The organism is Hyphomicrobium sp. CS1GBMeth3 (assembly GCF_900117455.1).
In the GTDB taxonomy this organism is placed as follows: Bacteria; Pseudomonadota; Alphaproteobacteria; order Rhizobiales; family Hyphomicrobiaceae; genus Hyphomicrobium_C.
In genome coordinates this window covers 993,373-1,011,300 of record NZ_FPHO01000003.1, presented here as the reverse complement: position 1 = coordinate 1,011,300, position 17,928 = coordinate 993,373, and the positions used below count along the sequence as shown (strand labels likewise).

Annotated in this window: 18 protein-coding genes; 3 read left to right on the top strand and 15 right to left on the bottom strand. The window is 64.6% G+C overall.

Going from position 1 to position 17,928, the window contains the following annotated elements:
* The first annotated feature begins 15 nt into the window (after positions 1-15).
* Positions 16-1,239 (top strand): penicillin-binding protein activator, encoded by a 1,224-nt coding sequence (locus CS1GBM3_RS12025; protein ID WP_171946486.1) that lies wholly within the window; start codon positions 16-18, stop codon positions 1,237-1,239.
* A gap of 31 nt (positions 1,240-1,270) precedes the next feature.
* Here the strand turns inward: CS1GBM3_RS12025 and CS1GBM3_RS12020 are convergent, their stop codons facing one another.
* From CS1GBM3_RS12020 to gluQRS, 7 genes are all read right to left on the bottom strand, one after another.
* Positions 1,271-2,107 carry a metallophosphoesterase gene (locus tag CS1GBM3_RS12020; protein ID WP_244534637.1) on the bottom strand — a complete coding sequence of 279 codons (837 nt, stop codon included), beginning with the start codon at positions 2,105-2,107 and terminating at the stop codon, positions 1,271-1,273.
* Between the two features lie 171 nt (positions 2,108-2,278).
* A complete protein-coding gene (glcF, locus tag CS1GBM3_RS12015) occupies positions 2,279-3,652 on the bottom strand; it encodes a glycolate oxidase subunit GlcF (RefSeq protein WP_072395567.1) in 1,374 nt (457 codons plus the stop codon).
* A gap of 44 nt (positions 3,653-3,696) precedes the next feature.
* Positions 3,697-4,917, bottom strand: a complete 1,221-nt coding sequence (locus tag CS1GBM3_RS12010; RefSeq protein WP_072395566.1) for an FAD-binding protein — start codon at positions 4,915-4,917, stop codon at positions 3,697-3,699.
* A gap of 58 nt (positions 4,918-4,975) precedes the next feature.
* Entirely contained in the window at positions 4,976-6,481 is a 1,506-nt protein-coding gene (locus CS1GBM3_RS12005; RefSeq protein ID WP_083567506.1) for an FAD-linked oxidase C-terminal domain-containing protein, read from the bottom strand.
* 196 nt (positions 6,482-6,677) lie between these two features.
* Complete coding sequence (locus CS1GBM3_RS12000) at positions 6,678-6,992, bottom strand: hypothetical protein (RefSeq protein WP_072395565.1); 315 nt, start codon at positions 6,990-6,992, stop codon at positions 6,678-6,680.
* Positions 6,993-7,450: 458 nt separating this feature from the next.
* Positions 7,451-8,854: a DUF1287 domain-containing protein gene (locus CS1GBM3_RS19960; RefSeq protein ID WP_210186215.1), complete on the bottom strand. Its 1,404-nt coding sequence runs from the start codon at positions 8,852-8,854 to the stop codon at positions 7,451-7,453.
* A gap of 169 nt (positions 8,855-9,023) precedes the next feature.
* A complete protein-coding gene (gene gluQRS / locus CS1GBM3_RS11990; protein WP_072397451.1) occupies positions 9,024-9,908 on the bottom strand; it encodes a tRNA glutamyl-Q(34) synthetase GluQRS in 885 nt (294 codons plus the stop codon).
* A 116-nt stretch (positions 9,909-10,024) separates the two neighbouring features.
* Between gluQRS and CS1GBM3_RS11985 the strand changes: the two genes are divergently transcribed.
* Both CS1GBM3_RS11985 and CS1GBM3_RS11980 read left to right on the top strand, forming a co-directional pair.
* Positions 10,025-10,696 carry a DNA-3-methyladenine glycosylase family protein gene (locus CS1GBM3_RS11985; RefSeq protein ID WP_072395563.1) on the top strand — a complete coding sequence of 224 codons (672 nt, stop codon included), beginning with the start codon at positions 10,025-10,027 and terminating at the stop codon, positions 10,694-10,696.
* A gap of 173 nt (positions 10,697-10,869) precedes the next feature.
* The gene (locus CS1GBM3_RS11980) at positions 10,870-11,430 is read left to right on the top strand and encodes an HNH endonuclease (RefSeq protein WP_072395562.1); all 561 of its coding nucleotides are present in this window, start codon (positions 10,870-10,872) and stop codon (positions 11,428-11,430) included.
* Between the two features lie 117 nt (positions 11,431-11,547).
* Here CS1GBM3_RS11980 and CS1GBM3_RS11975 read toward each other — a convergent pair whose 3' ends face one another.
* The 8 genes from CS1GBM3_RS11975 to rph all read right to left on the bottom strand — a co-directional run bounded on the left by CS1GBM3_RS11975 (position 11,548) and on the right by rph (position 17,763).
* Positions 11,548-11,763, bottom strand: a complete 216-nt coding sequence (locus tag CS1GBM3_RS11975) for a hypothetical protein (RefSeq protein WP_072395561.1) — start codon at positions 11,761-11,763, stop codon at positions 11,548-11,550.
* Positions 11,764-12,765: 1,002 nt separating this feature from the next.
* Positions 12,766-13,287: a disulfide bond formation protein B gene (locus tag CS1GBM3_RS11970; RefSeq protein ID WP_072395560.1), complete on the bottom strand. Its 522-nt coding sequence runs from the start codon at positions 13,285-13,287 to the stop codon at positions 12,766-12,768.
* 31 nt (positions 13,288-13,318) lie between these two features.
* On the bottom strand, positions 13,319-13,900 hold the full coding sequence (locus tag CS1GBM3_RS11965) for a YqaA family protein (RefSeq protein WP_072395559.1): 582 nt from the start codon (positions 13,898-13,900) through the stop codon (positions 13,319-13,321).
* Between the two features lie 91 nt (positions 13,901-13,991).
* Positions 13,992-15,266: a radical SAM family heme chaperone HemW gene (gene hemW / locus CS1GBM3_RS11960; protein WP_072395558.1), complete on the bottom strand. Its 1,275-nt coding sequence runs from the start codon at positions 15,264-15,266 to the stop codon at positions 13,992-13,994.
* Positions 15,263-16,141 (bottom strand): RdgB/HAM1 family non-canonical purine NTP pyrophosphatase, encoded by an 879-nt coding sequence (gene rdgB, locus CS1GBM3_RS11955; protein WP_072395556.1) that lies wholly within the window; start codon positions 16,139-16,141, stop codon positions 15,263-15,265. The genes hemW and rdgB overlap by 4 nt, the downstream gene beginning before the upstream one ends.
* The gene (locus CS1GBM3_RS11950) at positions 16,138-16,569 is read right to left on the bottom strand and encodes a VOC family protein (protein ID WP_072395554.1); all 432 of its coding nucleotides are present in this window, start codon (positions 16,567-16,569) and stop codon (positions 16,138-16,140) included. Before CS1GBM3_RS11950 ends, rdgB begins: the two co-directional genes overlap by 4 nt.
* Entirely contained in the window at positions 16,554-16,982 is a 429-nt protein-coding gene (locus CS1GBM3_RS11945) for an anthrone oxygenase family protein (protein WP_072395552.1), read from the bottom strand. Before CS1GBM3_RS11945 ends, CS1GBM3_RS11950 begins: the two co-directional genes overlap by 16 nt.
* Positions 16,983-17,049: 67 nt before the next feature.
* On the bottom strand, positions 17,050-17,763 hold the full coding sequence (gene rph / locus CS1GBM3_RS11940) for a ribonuclease PH (protein ID WP_072395550.1): 714 nt from the start codon (positions 17,761-17,763) through the stop codon (positions 17,050-17,052).
* Positions 17,764-17,928 lie beyond the last annotated feature (165 nt).

Sequence of the window (17,928 nt, the reverse complement as noted above, 5' to 3'; positions counted from 1 at the left end):
CGGAGCCGAGCGCGCATGATCTGCCGTCTCGGCGCGATAACGGCGGTGCCGCTGCTCGTCGCGGCCTGCGCCACGAACTTCGGCGCCTCCGAAGGGGTGACCTCGGCGTTCACCGAGCAAGAAAAGCCGGGCGCCGTTGGCCAGCCGAAGAAGCCGGTTCGTATCGGGCTCCTGCTTCCGCTCTCCGGTTACGGCTCTCACACGGTGACGGCCAAGGGCCTGAAGCAGGCGGCGGAGCTCGCACTCCTCGATCTCAACAATCCGCTTGTGCAGCTCATCGTCAAGGACGACAAGGGCACGCCGCAGGGGGCGAGCCAGGCGGCGCAAGAGGCGATCGGCGAAGGAGCCGAAATCATCGTCGGGCCGATCACAGGCGAGGGTGCGAAATCCGCGGCGGCTGTCGCGCGCGGCTCGAAGGTGCCCGTTCTCAGCTTCTCCAATGACCGCAATGCCGCCGGTGATGGCGTCTATCTCATGGGCGTGCTGCCGGAGCAGGAGGTCGAGCGCATCGTCGCGTTTGCGGCCGGTCGTGGGAAACGGCGCTTCGCGGCTCTGGTGCCGGATGACGGCTACGGTCGTGTGGTGGCTTCCCCATTCAAGGAGGCCGTCGCGCGCAATGGAGGTGCGGTAGCGGCCGTCACTTCTTTCCCACTCGAGGCCAACGCCATGCTTGAGGCCGTGCAGCCGCTTGCGGGCGAAGTGCAGCAGAGTGGGGATTCCACAACGCCGATCGACGTATTGCTGGTGGCGGCGGGTGAGACGGCGTTGCCTCAGCTCGATCCGATCCTCACCTACGCTGGTATTCGCAGCGATCGCCTTCAGCTGATCGGCACCGGCGCGTGGGATTTTCCGAGTGCGGGGCGCAGCCCGGTCTTCGTGGGTGGATGGTATCCCGGTCCTGATCCGCACGGCTGGACGGACTTCGTGCAGCGGTTCTCGCGCGCATTCGGGCAGGTACCGCCGCGACTCGCGAGCCTCTCCTACGATGCAGTCAGCATCGCCATCACGCTGTCGTCGGCGGAGCCGGGGCAGCGGTTCACGGCAGCGGCGCTGACGCGTCCGGCAGGTTTTACCGGCGTCGATGGGGCGCTGCGGTTCCGCGCCGATGGCATTTCAGAGCGGTCGCTAGCGGTACTCGAGCTGCAGACCTTCGGCGGCAACGTGCTCGAGCCGGCGCAGCCGCAGGAGGCACCGGCCGAGCGTTCGTCGTTTGGCGGAATGCGCCTTCCCTGGCAGTAGGCTTCGTATCCACTGTTCGATGAAGCGGGCGTCAGGCTGTGACGCCGGGCCGTGGCGGTGGATGGCCGAACGGGCGCACAGGCATCGTGTAGATGTCGGCGGCCGGCACCGAGACGATCTCACGCTCCGGCCAGCGAAGCGCTGTCAGCTTGCCGCCAAAGCAACAGCCCGTGTCGATGCACAACGTATTGTTGACCCAATCGGCGTCCGGTACCGGAGTATGACCATAGACGACCGACGTATGGCCCCGGTACTCGACGGCCCAGTGATACCGGATCGGCAGCCCGAACTTGTCTGTCTCTCCCGAGGTTTCGCCGTAGAGGCAGAAGCGCCGTATCTCGCCCGAGATGCGGCCGAGCATGTCTTCCTTGATACCGGCGTGGGCTACGGCGAGCCCGCCGCCGTCGAGCCAGACATAGATCGGGAGGTCCTTCAGGAATTTGCGCACGGCGATGCGGAACGCCTTCGGCTCCGGCTCGAACTGCGCGATCGTGCGGTCGAGGCCATGGCTCGGCTTGACGTCCTTGCCGTCAAGCCAGCGCTGGAACTTCACGTCGTGGTTTCCGGGCACCGCGTAGGCGGTTCCGGCCTCAACCATGCTCATGACGATGCGCAGCGTGTCCGGCACGCGCGGGCCGCGGTCGACGAGATCGCCGACGAACACCGCTCGCCGTCCGCGCGGAGGAACGACGGTCACCTCCGCCGCGCTCGGCGTACCGGTCCAACGCACGTGGTAGCCGAGGCGCGCAAGGAGCGCTTCAAGCTCGCCTGCGCACCCGTGCACGTCTCCGATGATGTCAAACGGACCGCTGTCGCTCCGCCTGTCGCAGCGGGCAAGCTCGTCCCCATCAGTGTTTGTCTGGGTCATCCTGATGGTCATTTAACGCGCTTGCGGAAAAGTGGAAGTCGGATTTGCGCCAATAACCTCATCAATTGGCATAGGCCTGTCGATTGTGTCTGGGTGGGCCCATAACCGGGCGATCTTCAGGCCTGGGGGCGTTCTAGGCATGCGGCGTGTCGATGGCGTGACGCCTATGGATCAGGTCTCGATGTAGTCTTCGATCTGGCGCTTTGGCTTCGGCACGTCCGTCACGAAGCCCGCCAGATGCTCGAGACCGGGCGGCGCAGGGCCGCCGTAGGCCCAGTCGAGAAGCTGGACGGTATGCGTGAAGGGCGTGTCGCTCGAAGGTTCGAGCTGCGTGATGCAGCCGATGTTGCCGGCGGCGACAACGTCCGCCCGCGTCGAGCGGATGTGGTCTAGCTTCCGTTTCTTGAGCTGCCCGGCGATCTCGGGCTGCAGGATGTTGTAGGTTCCGGCCGAGCCGCAGCAGATGTGCCCTTCCGGCACGTCGACAACAGCGAAGCCCGCCTGCTTCAGCAATGCGCGAGGCTCGTCGTGGATGCGCTGGCCGTGCTGCAGCGAGCATGCCGAATGGTAGGCGACGCGTAGCGACGACCAGCGCTCCGGTGCGCCCAGCTGATAGTCATAAAGAAATTCCGAGACGTCCTTGGCAAGCGCCGAGATCCGCTTGGCCTTCTCGGCGTAGGCCGGATCGTTGCGCATCAGGTGCCCGTAGTCCTTGACGGTGGTGCCGCACCCGGAGGCGTTGATGATGATGGCGTCGACCTCGCCGCGATCGATCTCCTTGATCCAGGCATCGATGTTGCGCCGCGCGTGCTTCTTTGCTTCTGCTTCCTGCCCCATGTGCTGGACGATGGCTCCGCAGCATCCGGCGCCATTGGCGACGACAACGTCCACGCCGCGCCGCGCTAGGAGGCGGATGGTGGCGTCGTTGATGTCAGGCTTCAACACCTGCTGGACGCAGCCCGTCATCATGATCACGCGCGCGCGGCGCTCGCCGTGCGTGACGGCCGTGCCGGGCCCGCCGAAGCGCGCTTCGCTCGTTATGGCCGCGGTCGGTGCCAGTTCCAGCATGGCCGCGAGCTCCTTGAAGCCGAACCGCTCCAAGAGCGGCTTGAACGGGCGTGCCAGCGGCGCGGCCTTGAGCGCGAAGCGAAAGCGGCGTGGGTAGGGGATCAGGAAGGCAAGGAGTTGGCGCAGCGCCCGCTCCTTGAAGCTACGCGTCGTGCGCTCCTCGATCTCGGCGCGCGCGATATCGACGAGGTGCACGTAGTCGACGCCGCTCGGGCATGTGGACATGCAGGAGAGGCACGTCAGGCAGCGATCGACGTGGTAACGGACCTGCTCGGACGGCGGCTGCTCCTCGCCGCGCTCGAGCATGTCCTTGATCAGGTAGATGCGCCCGCGCGGGCTGTCGCGCTCGTCGCCGAGCACGACGTAGGTCGAGCACACTGCCGTACAGAGGCCGCAATGCACGCAACGCTTCAGAATCCGATCGGCTTCCGCGAGCCGCGGGTTCGAAAGCTGGTCGGACGCGAAGTTCGTCTGCATCGTCGGTCTTTCCGTGCGGCGAGGCCGTTGCCAAGCCGAAGTCTCTACATCGTTGCGTACATGCGGCCGGGGTTCAGGAGACGCAGGGGATCGAAAGTCTGTTTGATCCCGCGCGTGATCCGGTCGATCGCGGGCGCGAGCGGCTGGAACACCTCGACGTTACGGCGCACGCTGTCGTCAGCGCGGATCAACGTAGCATGGCCGCCGTGTGTGGCGACTGCGCGGCGGATGTCCGCACTGCCGGCATCGGCCGAGGCCGGCGTTTCGAGCCAGACGAGACCGCCGGACCAGTCGTAGAACGCCTCGACGTGCATGTGGCGGCGCACGGCCGCGACGAGGGCCGGCGCCTCGCTTGGCGTCGTCGAGATGCGCCAGATGTGCGTTCCGTTCGGCGGGAAGAACGACAAGCGGCGCACCTCGCTCCAGAACTCGAGAGAGCTTTCGAGGTCGAGCTCCAGCGGTGCGCCGTAGGCCGTGAGCACCTCGCGCATCTTCTGCTTGCGGTAGGTGATCGAACGCGTGAAGTTTTCGAGCCGGATCGCCGTCAGGGACGTGGTGGCTCCGGACAGGTCCTTGTGCTTGAGGCGGCTCACAAGCGCGGGCGACAGGTGCGCCGTGCCTGACACCTCATAAGGCTGGATCATGGCGAGGCTCATCAGCTCGACGGCCAGATCCTCGGTGAGATCCGGATAGACGAGCGTTACCACGTCATCGGGCAGCGGCAGCACCTTGAAAGTGACCTCCGACAGCACCGCCAATGTGCCCCAGCTGCCGGCAAGGCCGCGTGCCACGTCGTAGCCGGTAACGTTCTTCATCACGCGGCCACCGGACTTGAAGATCTCGGCGCGGCCGTTTACGCCGCGCACACCGAGCAGAAAGTCACGCGCGGCGCCGGCCGCGATGCGGCGCGCACCCGAGATGTTGGAAGCAAATATGGCCCCGATGGTCTGCAAACCGGCTCCGGTGCCGAGCGCCGGGCCGAGATCAATAGGCTCGAACGGCAACATCTGGCCCCGTGAGGCGAGCTCGACCTCGATCTGCGACAGGGGCGTACCGGCGCGGGCACTCATGACCAGCTCGGCCGGCTCGTAGAGCGAGATGCCACGCATGGCGCCCGTTGTCAGCGCAACGGGGGCGATGACGGGACGCCCGACGCCGCGCTTCGAACCCGCGCCCAGGATCTCGACCGGGATTGCGCGCTCGGCAAGTGCCGCCATCATGCTTTTCAGCTCCCACTCGGTGGCGGGACGCATGATGTCGTTCATGGATGCTCCTTCCCGCCGAGCAGGAGTGGCGAGCGCAGGTGTGTCTCGGGGCCGCTCATCACGCTGCCTCAGCCGGATCGGCCTCCGGCCGCTTCTGGTGAGCCTGCATCTCTGCCGCGATCTTGGCCATGTATCCTTCGACCGCGTCGAGCGGGAACACCTTGCCGAAGTTCAGGAGCCAGTCCGGATCGAACACGGACTTGATGCGGAGCTGCACGGCGATGTCTTCTTCGGTGAACTGGGCGCGCATGAGGTCGCGCTTCTCGATGCCGACGCCGTGCTCGCCGGTCAGGCATCCGCCGACGGCGACGCACAGTTTCAGGATCTCGGCGCCGGCCGCTTCCGCCTTTTCGGTCTCACCGGGTGCATTCGCGTCGTACATGACGAGCGGATGCAGGTTTCCGTCGCCGGCGTGGAAGATGTTGGCGACCTTCAGTCCATGCCGATGGCAGATCTCGGAGATCTGCTCGAGGACGTGCGGCAGGTGGGCGAGTGGAATCGTCCCGTCCATGCAATAATAGTCCGCAATCCGTCCGAGGGCGCCGAAGGCCGATTTGCGGCCCTTCCAGATCTTGGCGCTCTGCTCGTCGGAGGCGCTGACGACGAGCGCCTGCGGGTTCAACTCGTGCGCAATGCTGGCGATGTAGGCGAGGCGGTCGTTGATCTCCTGCTCGGAGCCTTCAACTTCGATGATCAGCAGCGCCTCGACGTCGGTCGGGTAGCCGGCCTTGGCGAAGGCCTCGCAGACTTCGATGGCCGGCTTGTCCATGAACTCGATGGCTACCGGAATGATGCCGGAGGCGATGATGCGCGCCACGCAGATGCCGGCCTTGGCGGAGGATTCGAAGCCGATCATCATGGGGCGTGCACCCTCGGCCGCGCGCAGGATGCGCACCGTCGCCTCCGTGACGATGCCGAACTGACCTTCGGAGCCCACGATCAGGGCCAGGAGGTCATAGCCCTCAGCGTCGAGGTGCGTTCCGCCGATCTCGATGATCTCGCCGTCGATGGTCACGAGCTTGACGCCGAGCACGTTGTTCGTGGTGACACCGTATTTCAGACAATGGGCACCGCCCGAATTCATGGCCAGGTTTCCGGCCAGCGTGCAGGCGAGCTGGCTCGAGGGATCCGGCGCGTAGAAGAAGCCCTCGGGCGAGACTGCATTCGAGATCGCGAGATTGGTGATGCCGGCTTCGACGCGGGCGAAGCGGTTCTCGAAATCGATGTCGAGCACGCGATTCATTTTCGAGACGCCGATGACGATGGCGTCCTCGAGCGGTAGCGCGCCGCCGCAGAGCGAGGTTCCTGCTCCGCGCGGCACGACGCGGATGCCGTTGGCGTGCGCGTATTTGAGCGCGGTCGCGACGCCCTCCGTGGACGTTGGAAGCACGACCGCAAGCGGCATCTGCCGGTAGGCCGTCAGTGCGTCGGTCTCGAATGCCCGCCGGCCGTCCTCGTCCGAGATCACGGAGTCTGCGCCGCAGAGGGCGACGAGATCGCGCACGATCTGGTCTCGTCTCGCGACGATGTCCGGATCTGGACTGGGTAGCGCGATCGACGACATCCGTTGTTCTTTCTTTGACGGGCGGGAGCTGGCAATGTCATAACCGAACACCGACGGAAACGCGACCGCCCTCGCCGCTCGTCACACAGGACAGAGAGTCTCGCATGACGAGAGCAGCGCGGCAATATCGAGGCGCGTTTATCTCAGGTCTGGCGCCGGCGCAGACCCTGCTGGGCGGCTTGCGGAAAGCCGATATCTAGGCGGCGGGGCGCACGCGATCTTTTGGACGCGTTGCAGCATTCCTGCGCGACAGCTCAAGCAGGGCCTCGATGTTGGTGTCGAGGGCCTTTGCATCGTGCAGATGGTGCACCGTGTTATCCTTGAACGGTGCGTAGATCATCATGGACCGCAGCTCGTCGCGGATGCGCTCGAAGGCGTAGGTCAAGGCGTCGAGCTGCTCGCTGGCTGCCTGGTGCAGGGCAACGGCCGCCTCGGCCCCGGCTTCGGCCGCGACGAGCGGCTCGGTGGCGAGTGTCCATTCCTCCGGATCGTCGAGCGGCAGGACCTCCATCCGACGGGGGGGGGGGCGTGGCTGCCTGGACCGTCGGCGCTGCCTGGGGTTTGCGGCGCATCCACTCTGTGGGGTCGATGGCTCCGATCCTGTCCCTTAAGCGGCGGGTGGCGGCCATCGCTGCGGTGGCCCGGGCCGGCAGGCGGCGTACCTCGTCTACGACGAGGTACATCAGGTCTTCGAGCCAGAAGGGGCTGGGCGGGTTCAGGCGAAAGCCAAGCATTCGAAAGTCCGTGCTCAGGAGCGAATGCGAGGCGCAATGCGGTGCATTGCGGCGCAATTCGAGATTCGCAGCATTTCGGTGGGCTTGGAAAAGCTGAGCTTATTCGTGCGCGTAAGCAAGCGCATTTTTTCGATTCAGATTTTCGAGATCCGCCGCAACGCGAAATAGATCATGAAATTGCATGGCTAACATTTTATTAATGCAGGGGCATATACACGTGTAAATAAAAGACGGGTCAATAGCGCCGGTCGACGGGCGAAAGGGCGGCCGCACTGAGCGAGGCTGGAACGAAAGGCGCGCCGCGGCTTGCATTGCCCGTGGCAGTTGGACCGCGATAGCGATAGTGCCCGGTGATCTCATCGACGAAGAGGGCGTCCTCGAGCTGTGGTCCCCAACCGCGATTATGGATGATCATTGGCCGGCCGGACGGCGCCATGACCGACGATACGATGGCGATGTGAGCGCGGGTCCGCTGGTTTTGCGGGCGGTAGTAGGTGACGATGTCGCCTGGCCGGTAGTCCTCTGGGAACGTCGTCACCGGTAGGTTTTCCCCGTGGGCGGCGAAGAAGCGCCGCAAAACCTCCGTGCGGCGATGGTCGATGCTGGCATCGCCGCGGCCGGAGCGTGCCCGATGCACGAGCGCCTGCAGGTCTATCCCGAGTGCGCGGTAGGCCCGCACGACAAGGTCCGTGCAGACGCCGTAGAGATCGTGCACGTCGCCCATGGGGTAGGAGATGCTGCGATAGGTCTCGTCATAGATGACGAACCTGCCGATCTGGGATTGGGCTGCGGTCGCCAGGTGAAGGCCGAAGGCTTCGCTGTTGCGCGCGGATAGGCTGGTTGGGAGGGACGCCGTTTCGAGCCGCGGTTTCGCATCAATTGTGCAGATGCCGGGACGGATGGGATTGCCGCCCGCGTCCGCTTCAAGCGCTTCAATGGGTGCGGGTGAAACCGGCAAGAGATGCGGCGCCATTTCGCCTGCCGGTGCCAAAAGCGCGAGCGTGGTTTCGGCATCGAAGCCGACGGCGTCCGGGCGTGGTGCGGGTCTTGCAATGACTATCTCAGGATGCGCGCTCTGCAGCGTTTGCGGCCCGAGGGATTTGCTCGTCGCGATTTCGGCGAGTGGCGGCGGCGCGAGCGAGCTCTTAGGTTCTTCCTGTGGCGCGAAGACGGCGGGTAGCCTTGCGGTCACGACGGTGACGGTACCGCGGTCCGTCACTTCCGCGAGCGTCGATCGTGGCATTGCGACCGGCACTGCACCGCTCATTTCGCGGGACGTAGCGGTGCCGATCTCCTCCTCCGGCATGGCGATCGCCGCCACATAGCCATGAAGCGTGCGGGCGGATTGGTAGGCCGCGAGGACCGAAGCGACGAGCAGGACCGGCAGGAACAGAAGGGCGAGCGTCTCGCGTTCATCGCGCGCGTAGGGTACGGCCAGCGCACGCGTTCCGGTGCGGAAGCGGTGCAGGCCCGCCCCCAGATCCTCCGAGATGAGGCTACGTATAGAGTGAGCCAGAGCGGCGAAATTGGTTTTGGCGATCGCCGCGTATGTGGCCCCACGCTGCGTTACGCCCTGGACCACGTCTTTGAGGCGGACTGATTTTCGCGGTAACGGCAGGGCGCGTTTCGACGTTGGCACCGCCTTGCACGCGCGATGCCTCGCATTCGGCCGTGACTTGCGCGGCTTTTTCACGGTTTAGGGTGTCCCCCCGGAACGCGTACCCCCTTAATTATCGAATTTTACGCAACAAGCTCGTAGCTCACCATTGGAAAACGGTGTTCTGAAACGGACGAAGTGCTTGTGACGGTCAAGCGTTGCCGGAAAGGCCCACTAAGCGGCGGATCTCCTGCGGGCTGATGCCTTGCCGGCGCAGGGCGGTGAGCGAGGTATCTCCCGCGCTCTTCGAAAGCTTCAGACCATCGGCTCCGGTCAGCAGGCGGTGGTGATGATAAATCGGCTCCGGCAGGCCGAGGAGAATCTGGAGCAGGCGGTGCAGGCTCGTGGCCGCGAAGAGGTCTCGGCCTCGGGTGACGTGGCTTACACCCTGACGGGCATCGTCCACAGTGACCGCCACGTGATAGCTGGTCGGCACATCTTTGCGTACCAGGATGGCGTCGCCCCAATCGTCAGGATCCATCTCGACAGTCTCGGGCCGCCCCGTTTCGTTGAGCTCGGTGAACGTGACACGCCGTTTGCCGGTCATGCGCTCCAGCGCGTCGAGTGCACGTTCCATGTCGAGACGCAGCGCGAATGGCTCGTTGCGCGTGAGGCGTGCGGCGATCTCCTCACTCGGCAGATTCTTGTGCAGGCGGGGATAGAGCGGTGAACCGTCCGGGTCGGTCACGGCGGGTCGTGTTTCCGTCGCCTCGGCGATCTCGGAGCGCGTTGCGAAACAGGGGTAGAGGAGGCCGAGCTTCAGAAGCGTGTCGGATGCGGCGCTGTAGGTGGTGAAGTGCAGGCTCTGGCGCAGCACCGGCTCTTCCCACGTGATGCCGAGCCAGGCGAGGTCTTCGTAGATCTGCGTCACGTACTCCTCGCGGCAGCGCGTGATATCGATATCCTCGATGCGCAGCAGGAAACGGCCGCCGAACCGGCGCGCCATGTCGAACCCGACCAGCGCGGACAGTGCGTGGCCGAGGTGCAGTTCGCCGTTGGGGCTCGGTGCGAAGCGCAGGACGGGGCGCGGGCTCACGTCGAAATCTCCGGTCCTCGTTTCATTGGGCCGCGCCTTGTCCGGCAGGCATTCCATTTCATTGGGCGGCACCCTACTTTGAGCCGCACGCCACGAAAAGCGGGAGGCCTTGCCCTTTGAAGGGAGAGCTTCGTTCACCGAAAGCCAAAACGCCACGCGTGGTGGCCGTCCGGCTCATCACGACGCCGGCGGATGTGCGCGTGGGGACGCGGGCGCTGCGCAAGCTCTGCCCGACGATCAAGCGCGTGCATGACCTTGTCGGCGATCCAGCACCCCGGCGCCATTCGCCGGGGTTTGCGGGGCTGGCGCGGGTCGTCGTCGGCCAGCAGCTCTCGGAAGCCAGTGCGCGGGCGATCTGGTCGCGTACCGAGGTTGCGGTCGATCCGTTCGATGCGGCGACGCTGCTCGCCATGGACATCGCGGCGCTGCGTACGGCGGGCCTTTCGCAGGGAAAAATCCGCACGTTGCGCGCGGCAGCGGAGGCTGTCGTTTCCGGGGGGCTTTCGTTCGACGCGCGGGTGCCGCTCGACGATCTTCGCGCCAACCTCTTGGCAATCAGCGGTATCGGTCCGTGGACCGCCGACATTTATACGCTCTTCTGCCTTGGGCATGCGGACGGTTTCGCGGCGGGTGATCTTGCGCTGCAGGTTGCCGTGCAACGCGCTTTCGCGCTCGCGGAGCGTCCGAGCGCCGTCGAACTCGAGGCTCTCGCAGAGCGCTGGCGGCCCTGGCGGGGCGTCGCGGCGCTGCTCCTTTGGTCGTTCTACGCCAAGCGGAACCGTGGCTGAGCGGTCATCCAATCGTCGGATTCCCGCGTAAAAACTTCGATTATCCCGCTGATCCAGCGCCGAAATGCTGCTCCTGGACCTTGGTCTTCACAGAGCTGACATGCGTCGCTAGTATCCGGGCCCGAACCCGGGGGTGACGCCCCGATTCGCAAGAACCGACTGGAAGCAAGCTTGTGAATGCTCATGCTGCCACGCCGGAGTCTTTTCCGGCACTGGTTCTCAACGCCGACTTCCGGCCCCTGAGCTACTACCCGTTGTCGCTCTGGAGCTGGCAGGAGTCGGTGAAGGCTGTCTTTTTGGACCGCGTCAACATCGTCTCCGAGTATGACCGGACGGTCCGGAGCACGAGCTTTGAGATGCGGCTGCCGTCCGTCGTCTCGCTCAAGACCTATGTCAAACCCGCGTTTTATCCGGCGTTCACGCGCTTCAACGTGTTCCTGCGCGACCGCTTCTCGTGCCAGTACTGCAATTCGCGCGAGGACCTCACGTTCGATCACTTGATCCCGCGCTCGCGCGGCGGGCAGACGCGCTGGGACAACGTCGTTACCGCATGCGCGCCCTGCAATCTCAAGAAGGGCGGCGAGATGCCGTGGGTTGCCGGCATGAAGCCCTTCCAGCATCCTTACCGGCCGACGGTGTTCGAACTGCACCGCAACGGCCGCCTGTTCCCTCCCAACTACCTGCACGATAGCTGGCTCGACTACCTCTACTGGGATACCGAGCTCGAGCCGTAGTGCGATCGCGCAGCGATTTCCCGCTCCGCGTTCCCGCAAACTGCGCAAAAAAAAACGGGCCCCGTTGCCGGGGCCGAGACTGGAAGGTCTAACGACGCTCGTGACTGTCAGCGGCGCTCAGGCAGCGCGCTTTTCCGGCCGTGCGCACAGCACGTGGGCAATGGCTTCGACGGCCTTTCCCCAATCGGCAACGTCTGCGGTCCCCACGTCGGCGCCGAATGCGCGCATGGCGTCCTTGGCGGTGGCGCCGTCGCGGAAGAAGCGTGCGCAGGACTGGCGCGCAATGCCGACGGCCTGATGCCACTGCATCGGATTGATGTGCTCGGGGATCATCGATCGCTCCTCATGTCTACTGTAACGCGACGTATCGTGGGGCAAGCACACCGGCTCTCAGTGCCGCTACGCGCGACCGGTTCATGCGGCACCAACTGGGACTGATGTCAGGCGCCCGGTATGCTTGCCTTACCGTTGGAAGCTGAACGCGCTTCCGAATTTCGCGGCCGGGATACGCACACTTGCAGGGCCCGGCCTCAATCCTGCTCACTCGTTCGAGGGTTCGGCGGAAGGCGTCTGGCCTTTGTCGCGGGCTGCCTCGAGGATTACGCCAACAACTTCATGCAACGGACGCCACACACTCTCTTCGTGCATCGACTTCACTCACTCTCACTCACTGGGCACGACCATGCAGGCCGCGAACGCACATACGCTCACGCTTTTCCGGATACGCAGAACGAGAGTTCGGAACGCTTGAACTGGGGTGCGAGCCGCTCGGCGATACGCTGAGACTTTTTCAACCGAGCGGCCCGCTGCATTCGTTTGAACATGCTGGTCAGCATGTTCTTGGGAGAAGCAGGGGGGTACGCACTACGAACTACGTCTTGACGCCACTCACTGGTACGCAACTCACGCTTACGCAACGCAACGGCACTCGATACGCAACTGACGCAACGCTCACTCAACTTGTTCCGGTCAGCGGAACGGACATCTGTTGAAAACCTGATCTCGGCTCGGGGAGACCCCTTGTTCTGCGCCAATTCGTGGGAGGTGGCTGTCTCGGCCGGGACATCCGCGCGCTGTTGCGCGACGGACTCACATTGCTTCGACTTTCCCTCCCGACGCGGTACGCTCACAACAGAAGTTCCTTTTGTGTTCCGCGAATGAGAGCAATTAACCGTGACACTGTGGCCACGCGAGGGCGGAAAATCGACGGCCTGTTGATATGATCTTGACTCGATGCGACGCGGCCACAGGCGCGGCGCGCAAATGCTTCAGCCGGCTCGATTTTTGTTCGACCGGCGTCTGTTGTTGATAATTGGAAGGCGTTGAATCGGCCCGTTATTCCGCTCGCGACGCGGCGGAGAGAAAGGCCGCTTTCAGCGTGAACGCGAAGATGACGAGCGAGGCGACGACGTTCCAACCGGCCATCGAAAGTCCGGCGAACGTCCACGCCGCCTCGTCACAGCGGATGACGCGCGATTCGGAGAGCCCGCGCAAAAGATCGGCGGGCGAAGCGGGAAGTGTCTGCGCCGTGGCGCAGGTGTCGGGGCCCGGCCAGAACTTCCACTCCACGCCAGCGTGGTAAACGCCGAGCCCGGCGTTGGCGAGGAAGGCAAGCGCCACCGCGAAAAAGATGAAACCGGCAACGCGCGGCAGCTCGGTCGAGAGCGCCATGGCGATGAACAGCAGCGGGATTGCCGCGTAGTAGGCATAGCGCTGCAGCAGGCAGAGCGGGCACGGTGCGTAGCCGCCGAGGTGCTCGAAGCCGAGCGCGGTCAGGATGACTGTCGCGGCAAGGAACAGGGCGAGTCCGCCGTAGCGATAGGCGGCGCCGCGATCCGGGATGTCGAGCGTCAGCATGGGCTAGAGGCCTCCTAGCGTCGCCCCGATCTTAGAACACATACCTGACGGCCACAAAACCCAGCACCAATAGCACCACGAAGACCGTGGTCACGAGGCTCAGGCGTTTCTCGATGAACTCCCTGATCGGTTCGCCGAAGAAGTAGAGCAGGCCCGCGACGAGGTAGAAGCGCATGGAGCGGGCGACGATGCTCGCGATGATGAACTCGAGCAGCGGCATGTGCGTCACACCGGCGGTGATGGTCAGCACCTTGTACGGGAACGGCGTCATGCCCTTGATGATCAGGATCCAGACACCCCATTCGTTGAACCAGCTCGTGAACTCGCCGAAGCTCTCGGCCTTGCCGTAGAACTCGAGGATGGGGCGGCCGATCTGTTCGAAGAAGAAGAAGCCGATCAGGTAGCCGAACACGCCGCCGATGACGGAGCCCAGTGTGGCGACCGTGGCGTAGAACCAAGCCTTCAGCCGGTTCGCGATCACCATCGGGATCAGCATCACATCCGGCGGGATCGGGAAGAACGAGCTCTCGATGAACGAGACCCAGAACAGAGCGTGAGGTGCCCGCGATGAGCGCGCCTGCGCCATCATCCAATCGTACATGCGCCGCATGATGTGCTGGGACCTCCCCCGTTCGCCACACCTGCGTGCTTAGTGGGCGGCGCTGTCATTGTCCATCAGAGCGCGCTTATCTTGGTGAAGCGTCTTACTTACATTCAAGGCTTGCCGACAGCTCGAGCACGAGGCGGTTCAAGAGAAAGCGGCCGGCTTCGGTGGCGCGTATGCGGCTCAATGGCGCGGCCATCCTCGTCGCCGGCGCGAGGCCTGGGCCGAGGCAGGCGCGGATGTCGTCGAGACCGGATTCGTGATGGTCGGGTAAGCGTTCGATGAGACCCTGACGCATCAATCCTTCGATGGTCGACGTGCTGGGGGTCAGGCCTCCTATCGCTGCGAGCCTGTCGAGGTCGATGCCTTCTTCGAGGCGCAAGCCCATCAGCAGCATTTCGTCGGTACGGGCTTGTGGCGTCAGCACTTCGGTCTCGATGATGCCGTGGCCTCTTTCCTCGATCCGCGCGAGCCAGCGTTCTGGATTGCGTTCGGTCGAGGTGGCGAGATGCTGGGTTGGTGTCGCGACGCGGCCGTGGGCGCCGGGGCCAACGCCGGCATAGGGGCCATAGCGCCAGTAAAGCAAATTGTGCCGGCTTTCGTCGCCCGGCCGGGCGTGGTTCGAAATCTCGTACTGATGGAGGCTGGCCGCGGCCGTCATCTCCTGCGTCAGCTCATAGAGATCGTGAGCTGCTTCGGCGGCGGGGATTTTCAGGCGGCCTCTATCGTAGAGGTCGGCGAAGCGTGTGCCTGCCTCGATGGTGAGCTGATAGAGCGAGAGATGACCGCTTGCCATGGCGAGAGCTTCCGCAAGCTCGGCTCGCCAGTCTGACCCGGTCTGCTCCGGGCGCGCATAGATGAGATCGAACGAGACGCGGTCGAACGTCCTCTGTGCAAGGGCGACGGCGGCCTTGGCCTCGGCAACCGAGTGGATGCGGCCGAGGCGCTTGAGATCGTTTTCACGTAGCGACTGCACGCCGATCGAGACGCGGTTGACGCCGGCTGTGCGATAGCCGGCAAAGCGGGCGGCCTCGACGCTGCCGGGGTTGGCTTCGAGCGTGATCTCGGCGTCGGATGCAATCGACCAAAGTGATGCAATGTGGTCGAGGATTGCCGCCACCGTCGCTGGCTGCATCAGCGACGGCGTGCCGCCTCCGAAGAAAATCGAGGTGACGGCGCGCGGCCTCCCCATCAGTTGCGCGACGTGATTCAGCTCGCGCCTGTAGGCGGCGAGAAAGTGGGGCTCGTCCCATCCGCCAAAGCGCACGTGACTGTTAAAGTCGCAGTAGGGGCACTTCTCGGCACAGAACGGCCAGTGGATGTAGACGCCGAAGCCTGGCTCGTCGCTCGTATCTATGGGTATGGCGCTGGTCATTTGCTCGCTGCTAAGAGCGCCCGCGCCAGGGTCCGCCAGCGGGGCTCCTGCTCGGGGACGTCGGCCGTGACGGCGGCTGTTTCAAGAGCCTGCAGGAAGGCCGCGAGGTCGCGTGCCTGCCAAGCCGAACCATTCTCGGCGAGGTCGTCGCGCAGGCCGGTGATGAAGCGGGCTAGCTCGGCCTGTGTCGAGAGGTTGCGGGCGGCGGCTTCAAGGGCCTCGAGATCGCGGCCATCCTTCGGCGCTGACCCGCGCGCTTCGACCTTCTCGAGGCAATGGCGCTTGAAGGCCTCGAAGGCGCGCGTGCGGTGGGAGATCGCGTATTTATCAGCGGGCTCCATCTCGCCGAACGTGCGTGTGTCGCCATCTGGGACGAAGATCGGGTCGTAGCCGAAGCCGTTGCCGCCGCGCGGCGGCCAGCGCAGTGTCCCGTAGACACGGCCTTCGAAAATCCGATGCTCGCCGGTGGGCCAGGCCAGGCACAGCACGGAGATGAAGTTGGCGCGTGGCGGCAGGCCGTCCCAGGCGCCCTTCTCGGCGAGGGCGTCGTACACGCGCTCCATGGCGAGCGCGAAGTCCTTGCCGGGGCCTGCCCAACGGGCGGAGTAGATGCCGGGAGCGCCGTCGAGTGCGTCGACCTCGAGTCCCGAGTCGTCGGCGAGCGCCGGCAGGCCCGAGGGGTTGGCTGCGGCTAGGGCTTTGAGGCGCGCGTTGCCTTCGAACGTGGATTCCGTTTCCTCGGGCTCGGAAAGCGCGAGATCGGCCGCGGAGACGGCATCGAAGCCGTACGGCGCGATGAGCTCCTTGATCTCCCAAACCTTGCCGGGGTTGTGGCTGGCCACGACGAGGCGGCTGCCGGGCTCGAGCTGCTTCATGCCTCGAACCCCCAGATGCGCGGTTCGGCAAATTCTATGGAATTGCCGTCGGGATCGCGGAAGTAGATCGAGCGGCCGCCGTTCGGCCATTCGAAATCGGCTTCGATCGCAACACCCATGTCGGCAAGATGGTCGCGCCAGTGGTCGATGTCAGATGCGCTGGCGGCAAAGCAGATGTGGCCTTGGCCTTCGGCGCCGTGCGGTGGCAGAGGGAGACCGTCTTTCGCAGGCGGCTTTCGCGTGGCTTCGGGATTGAAGATCAGGAGCATCTGGCTTTCGAGTTTGTAAAAGATGTGACGGCCATCGACGCGGGCGTAGGGCTCGCGGCCAAGCAGCCGATTGTAAAATGCTTCCGCTACGCCGAGGTCACGCGTGTACAGAATGCTTTCGAGAACTGCGAGGGGTTTTGCTGTCAGCTCAGAGCCCATAGGAATATCACCGTGGCCAAGACGCCGAGAAACGTGCGGACTGCGTGCAGCCCGCCCCACTGTTCGATCAAGGCGCGCGTTTGGGGACCGGCGGCTTCCGGCGCGGTGCCCATCAGTTGATTGTTCGTCGGCATGATGCCTATCAGCGTGAAGGGCCAGTTTGCCAGCAGAACGACGCCGCCCGCGAGCCAGCGCCAATCGCTCGTGCTCCACCAAGCCGCTGCACCGAGCAGGAAGCCGATTACGGCCAAGGGAGCCTGCATGGCAAAGCCGCGCTTGTAGCTCGGTTTCCACTGGGTCAGCAACGCGCGGTCGTCGAGCTGCAAACGGGCGGGTTGCTCGGAGACGTTGATGTAAAGCGCCGCGCCAGTGAAGAGGGCCGCAACGGTCAGGGCAAGATGTCCGGTGAGCATGATCGTGCTCCATCTGTCGCTTGGGCAGGGCCGCTCTCCGTGGCGCGCTGATGCAAGTGCCGCCCGGCTACGCAACCGTGAGCTTCTGCAACTCGATCAGCTCGGCGATGCCCTTCTTCGCCAGTGCCATCAACTGGTCGAAGCTCTCCTGGCTGAAGGCGAGCGTCTCGGCAGTACCCTGCACCTCGACGATGCCGCCGGCGCCCGTCATCACGAAATTCGAATCCGCGTCGGCGGTCGAGTCCTCGGCGTAGTCGAGGTCGAGAACCGGCGCGCCCTTGTAGAGCCCGCAGGACACGGCAGCGACGTGGTCTCGCAGCACGCCCTCTTTCACCATATCGCGCAGCTTCATCCACTGGATGCAATCGTGGAGCGCTACCCAGGCGCCGGTGATGGCGGCCGTGCGCGTGCCGCCGTCGGCCTGGATGACGTCGCAGTCGATGGTGATCTGCCGCTCGCCGAGCTTTGGCAGGTCAACCACTGCGCGGAGCGCGCGGCCGATCAGGCGCTGAATTTCCTGCGTGCGGCCGGACTGGTTGCCGACTGCTGCCTCGCGGCGCGTGCGGTCGGTGGTGGCACGTGGCAGCATGCCGTACTCGGCTGTGACCCAACCGCGCCCCTGTCCCTTCAGCCACGGCGGGATGCGCTCCTCGAGGCTCGCCGTGCACAGGACGTGCGTGTTGCCGAACTTGATCAGGCACGAGCCCTCGGCATGCATGGAGACCGCGCGTTCGAGGGAGACGCGGCGAAGCTCGCCTGGCTGGCGTTTGGAAGGGCGCATATGGGCTCGCGAATTGTTGCAGATTGTCGTGCGGAGCAGGACCAGGCTCACTGCCGCAACCCCGCCGCTTTCGGCGCGACCCTACGGGAGCGGACTTGCGGGATCAACCTCAATCACGGCAGGCGCGCAGGCGTCGATCCGAGCACGGTGTCAATGGAAGAGGTC

What these genes read in the sequence shown, in the direction of transcription:
- CS1GBM3_RS11975 (WP_072395561.1), bottom strand. Translation starts at nt 11,763, where the DNA reads ATGATCCCCGAGCACATCAATCCGATGCAGTGGCATCAGGCCGTCGGC.
- CS1GBM3_RS11950 (WP_072395554.1), bottom strand. Translation starts at nt 16,569, where the DNA reads ATGGGCTCTGAGCTGACAGCAAAACCCCTCGCAGTTCTCGAAAGCATT.
- rdgB (WP_072395556.1), bottom strand. Translation starts at nt 16,141, where the DNA reads ATGAAGCAGCTCGAGCCCGGCAGCCGCCTCGTCGTGGCCAGCCACAAC.
- rph (WP_072395550.1), bottom strand. Translation starts at nt 17,763, where the DNA reads ATGCGCCCTTCCAAACGCCAGCCAGGCGAGCTTCGCCGCGTCTCCCTC.
- hemW (WP_072395558.1), bottom strand. Translation starts at nt 15,266, where the DNA reads ATGACCAGCGCCATACCCATAGATACGAGCGACGAGCCAGGCTTCGGC.
- CS1GBM3_RS12010 (WP_072395566.1), bottom strand. Translation starts at nt 4,917, where the DNA reads ATGAACGACATCATGCGTCCCGCCACCGAGTGGGAGCTGAAAAGCATG.
- CS1GBM3_RS11970 (WP_072395560.1), bottom strand. Translation starts at nt 13,287, where the DNA reads ATGCTGACGCTCGACATCCCGGATCGCGGCGCCGCCTATCGCTACGGC.
- CS1GBM3_RS12005 (WP_083567506.1), bottom strand. Translation starts at nt 6,481, where the DNA reads ATGTCGTCGATCGCGCTACCCAGTCCAGATCCGGACATCGTCGCGAGA.
- CS1GBM3_RS12020 (WP_244534637.1), bottom strand. Translation starts at nt 2,107, where the DNA reads ATGACCCAGACAAACACTGATGGGGACGAGCTTGCCCGCTGCGACAGG.
- CS1GBM3_RS11945 (WP_072395552.1), bottom strand. Translation starts at nt 16,982, where the DNA reads ATGCTCACCGGACATCTTGCCCTGACCGTTGCGGCCCTCTTCACTGGC.
- glcF (WP_072395567.1), bottom strand. Translation starts at nt 3,652, where the DNA reads ATGCAGACGAACTTCGCGTCCGACCAGCTTTCGAACCCGCGGCTCGCG.
- CS1GBM3_RS12000 (WP_072395565.1), bottom strand. Translation starts at nt 6,992, where the DNA reads ATGGAGGTCCTGCCGCTCGACGATCCGGAGGAATGGACACTCGCCACC.
- CS1GBM3_RS12025 (WP_171946486.1), top strand. Translation starts at nt 16, where the DNA reads ATGATCTGCCGTCTCGGCGCGATAACGGCGGTGCCGCTGCTCGTCGCG.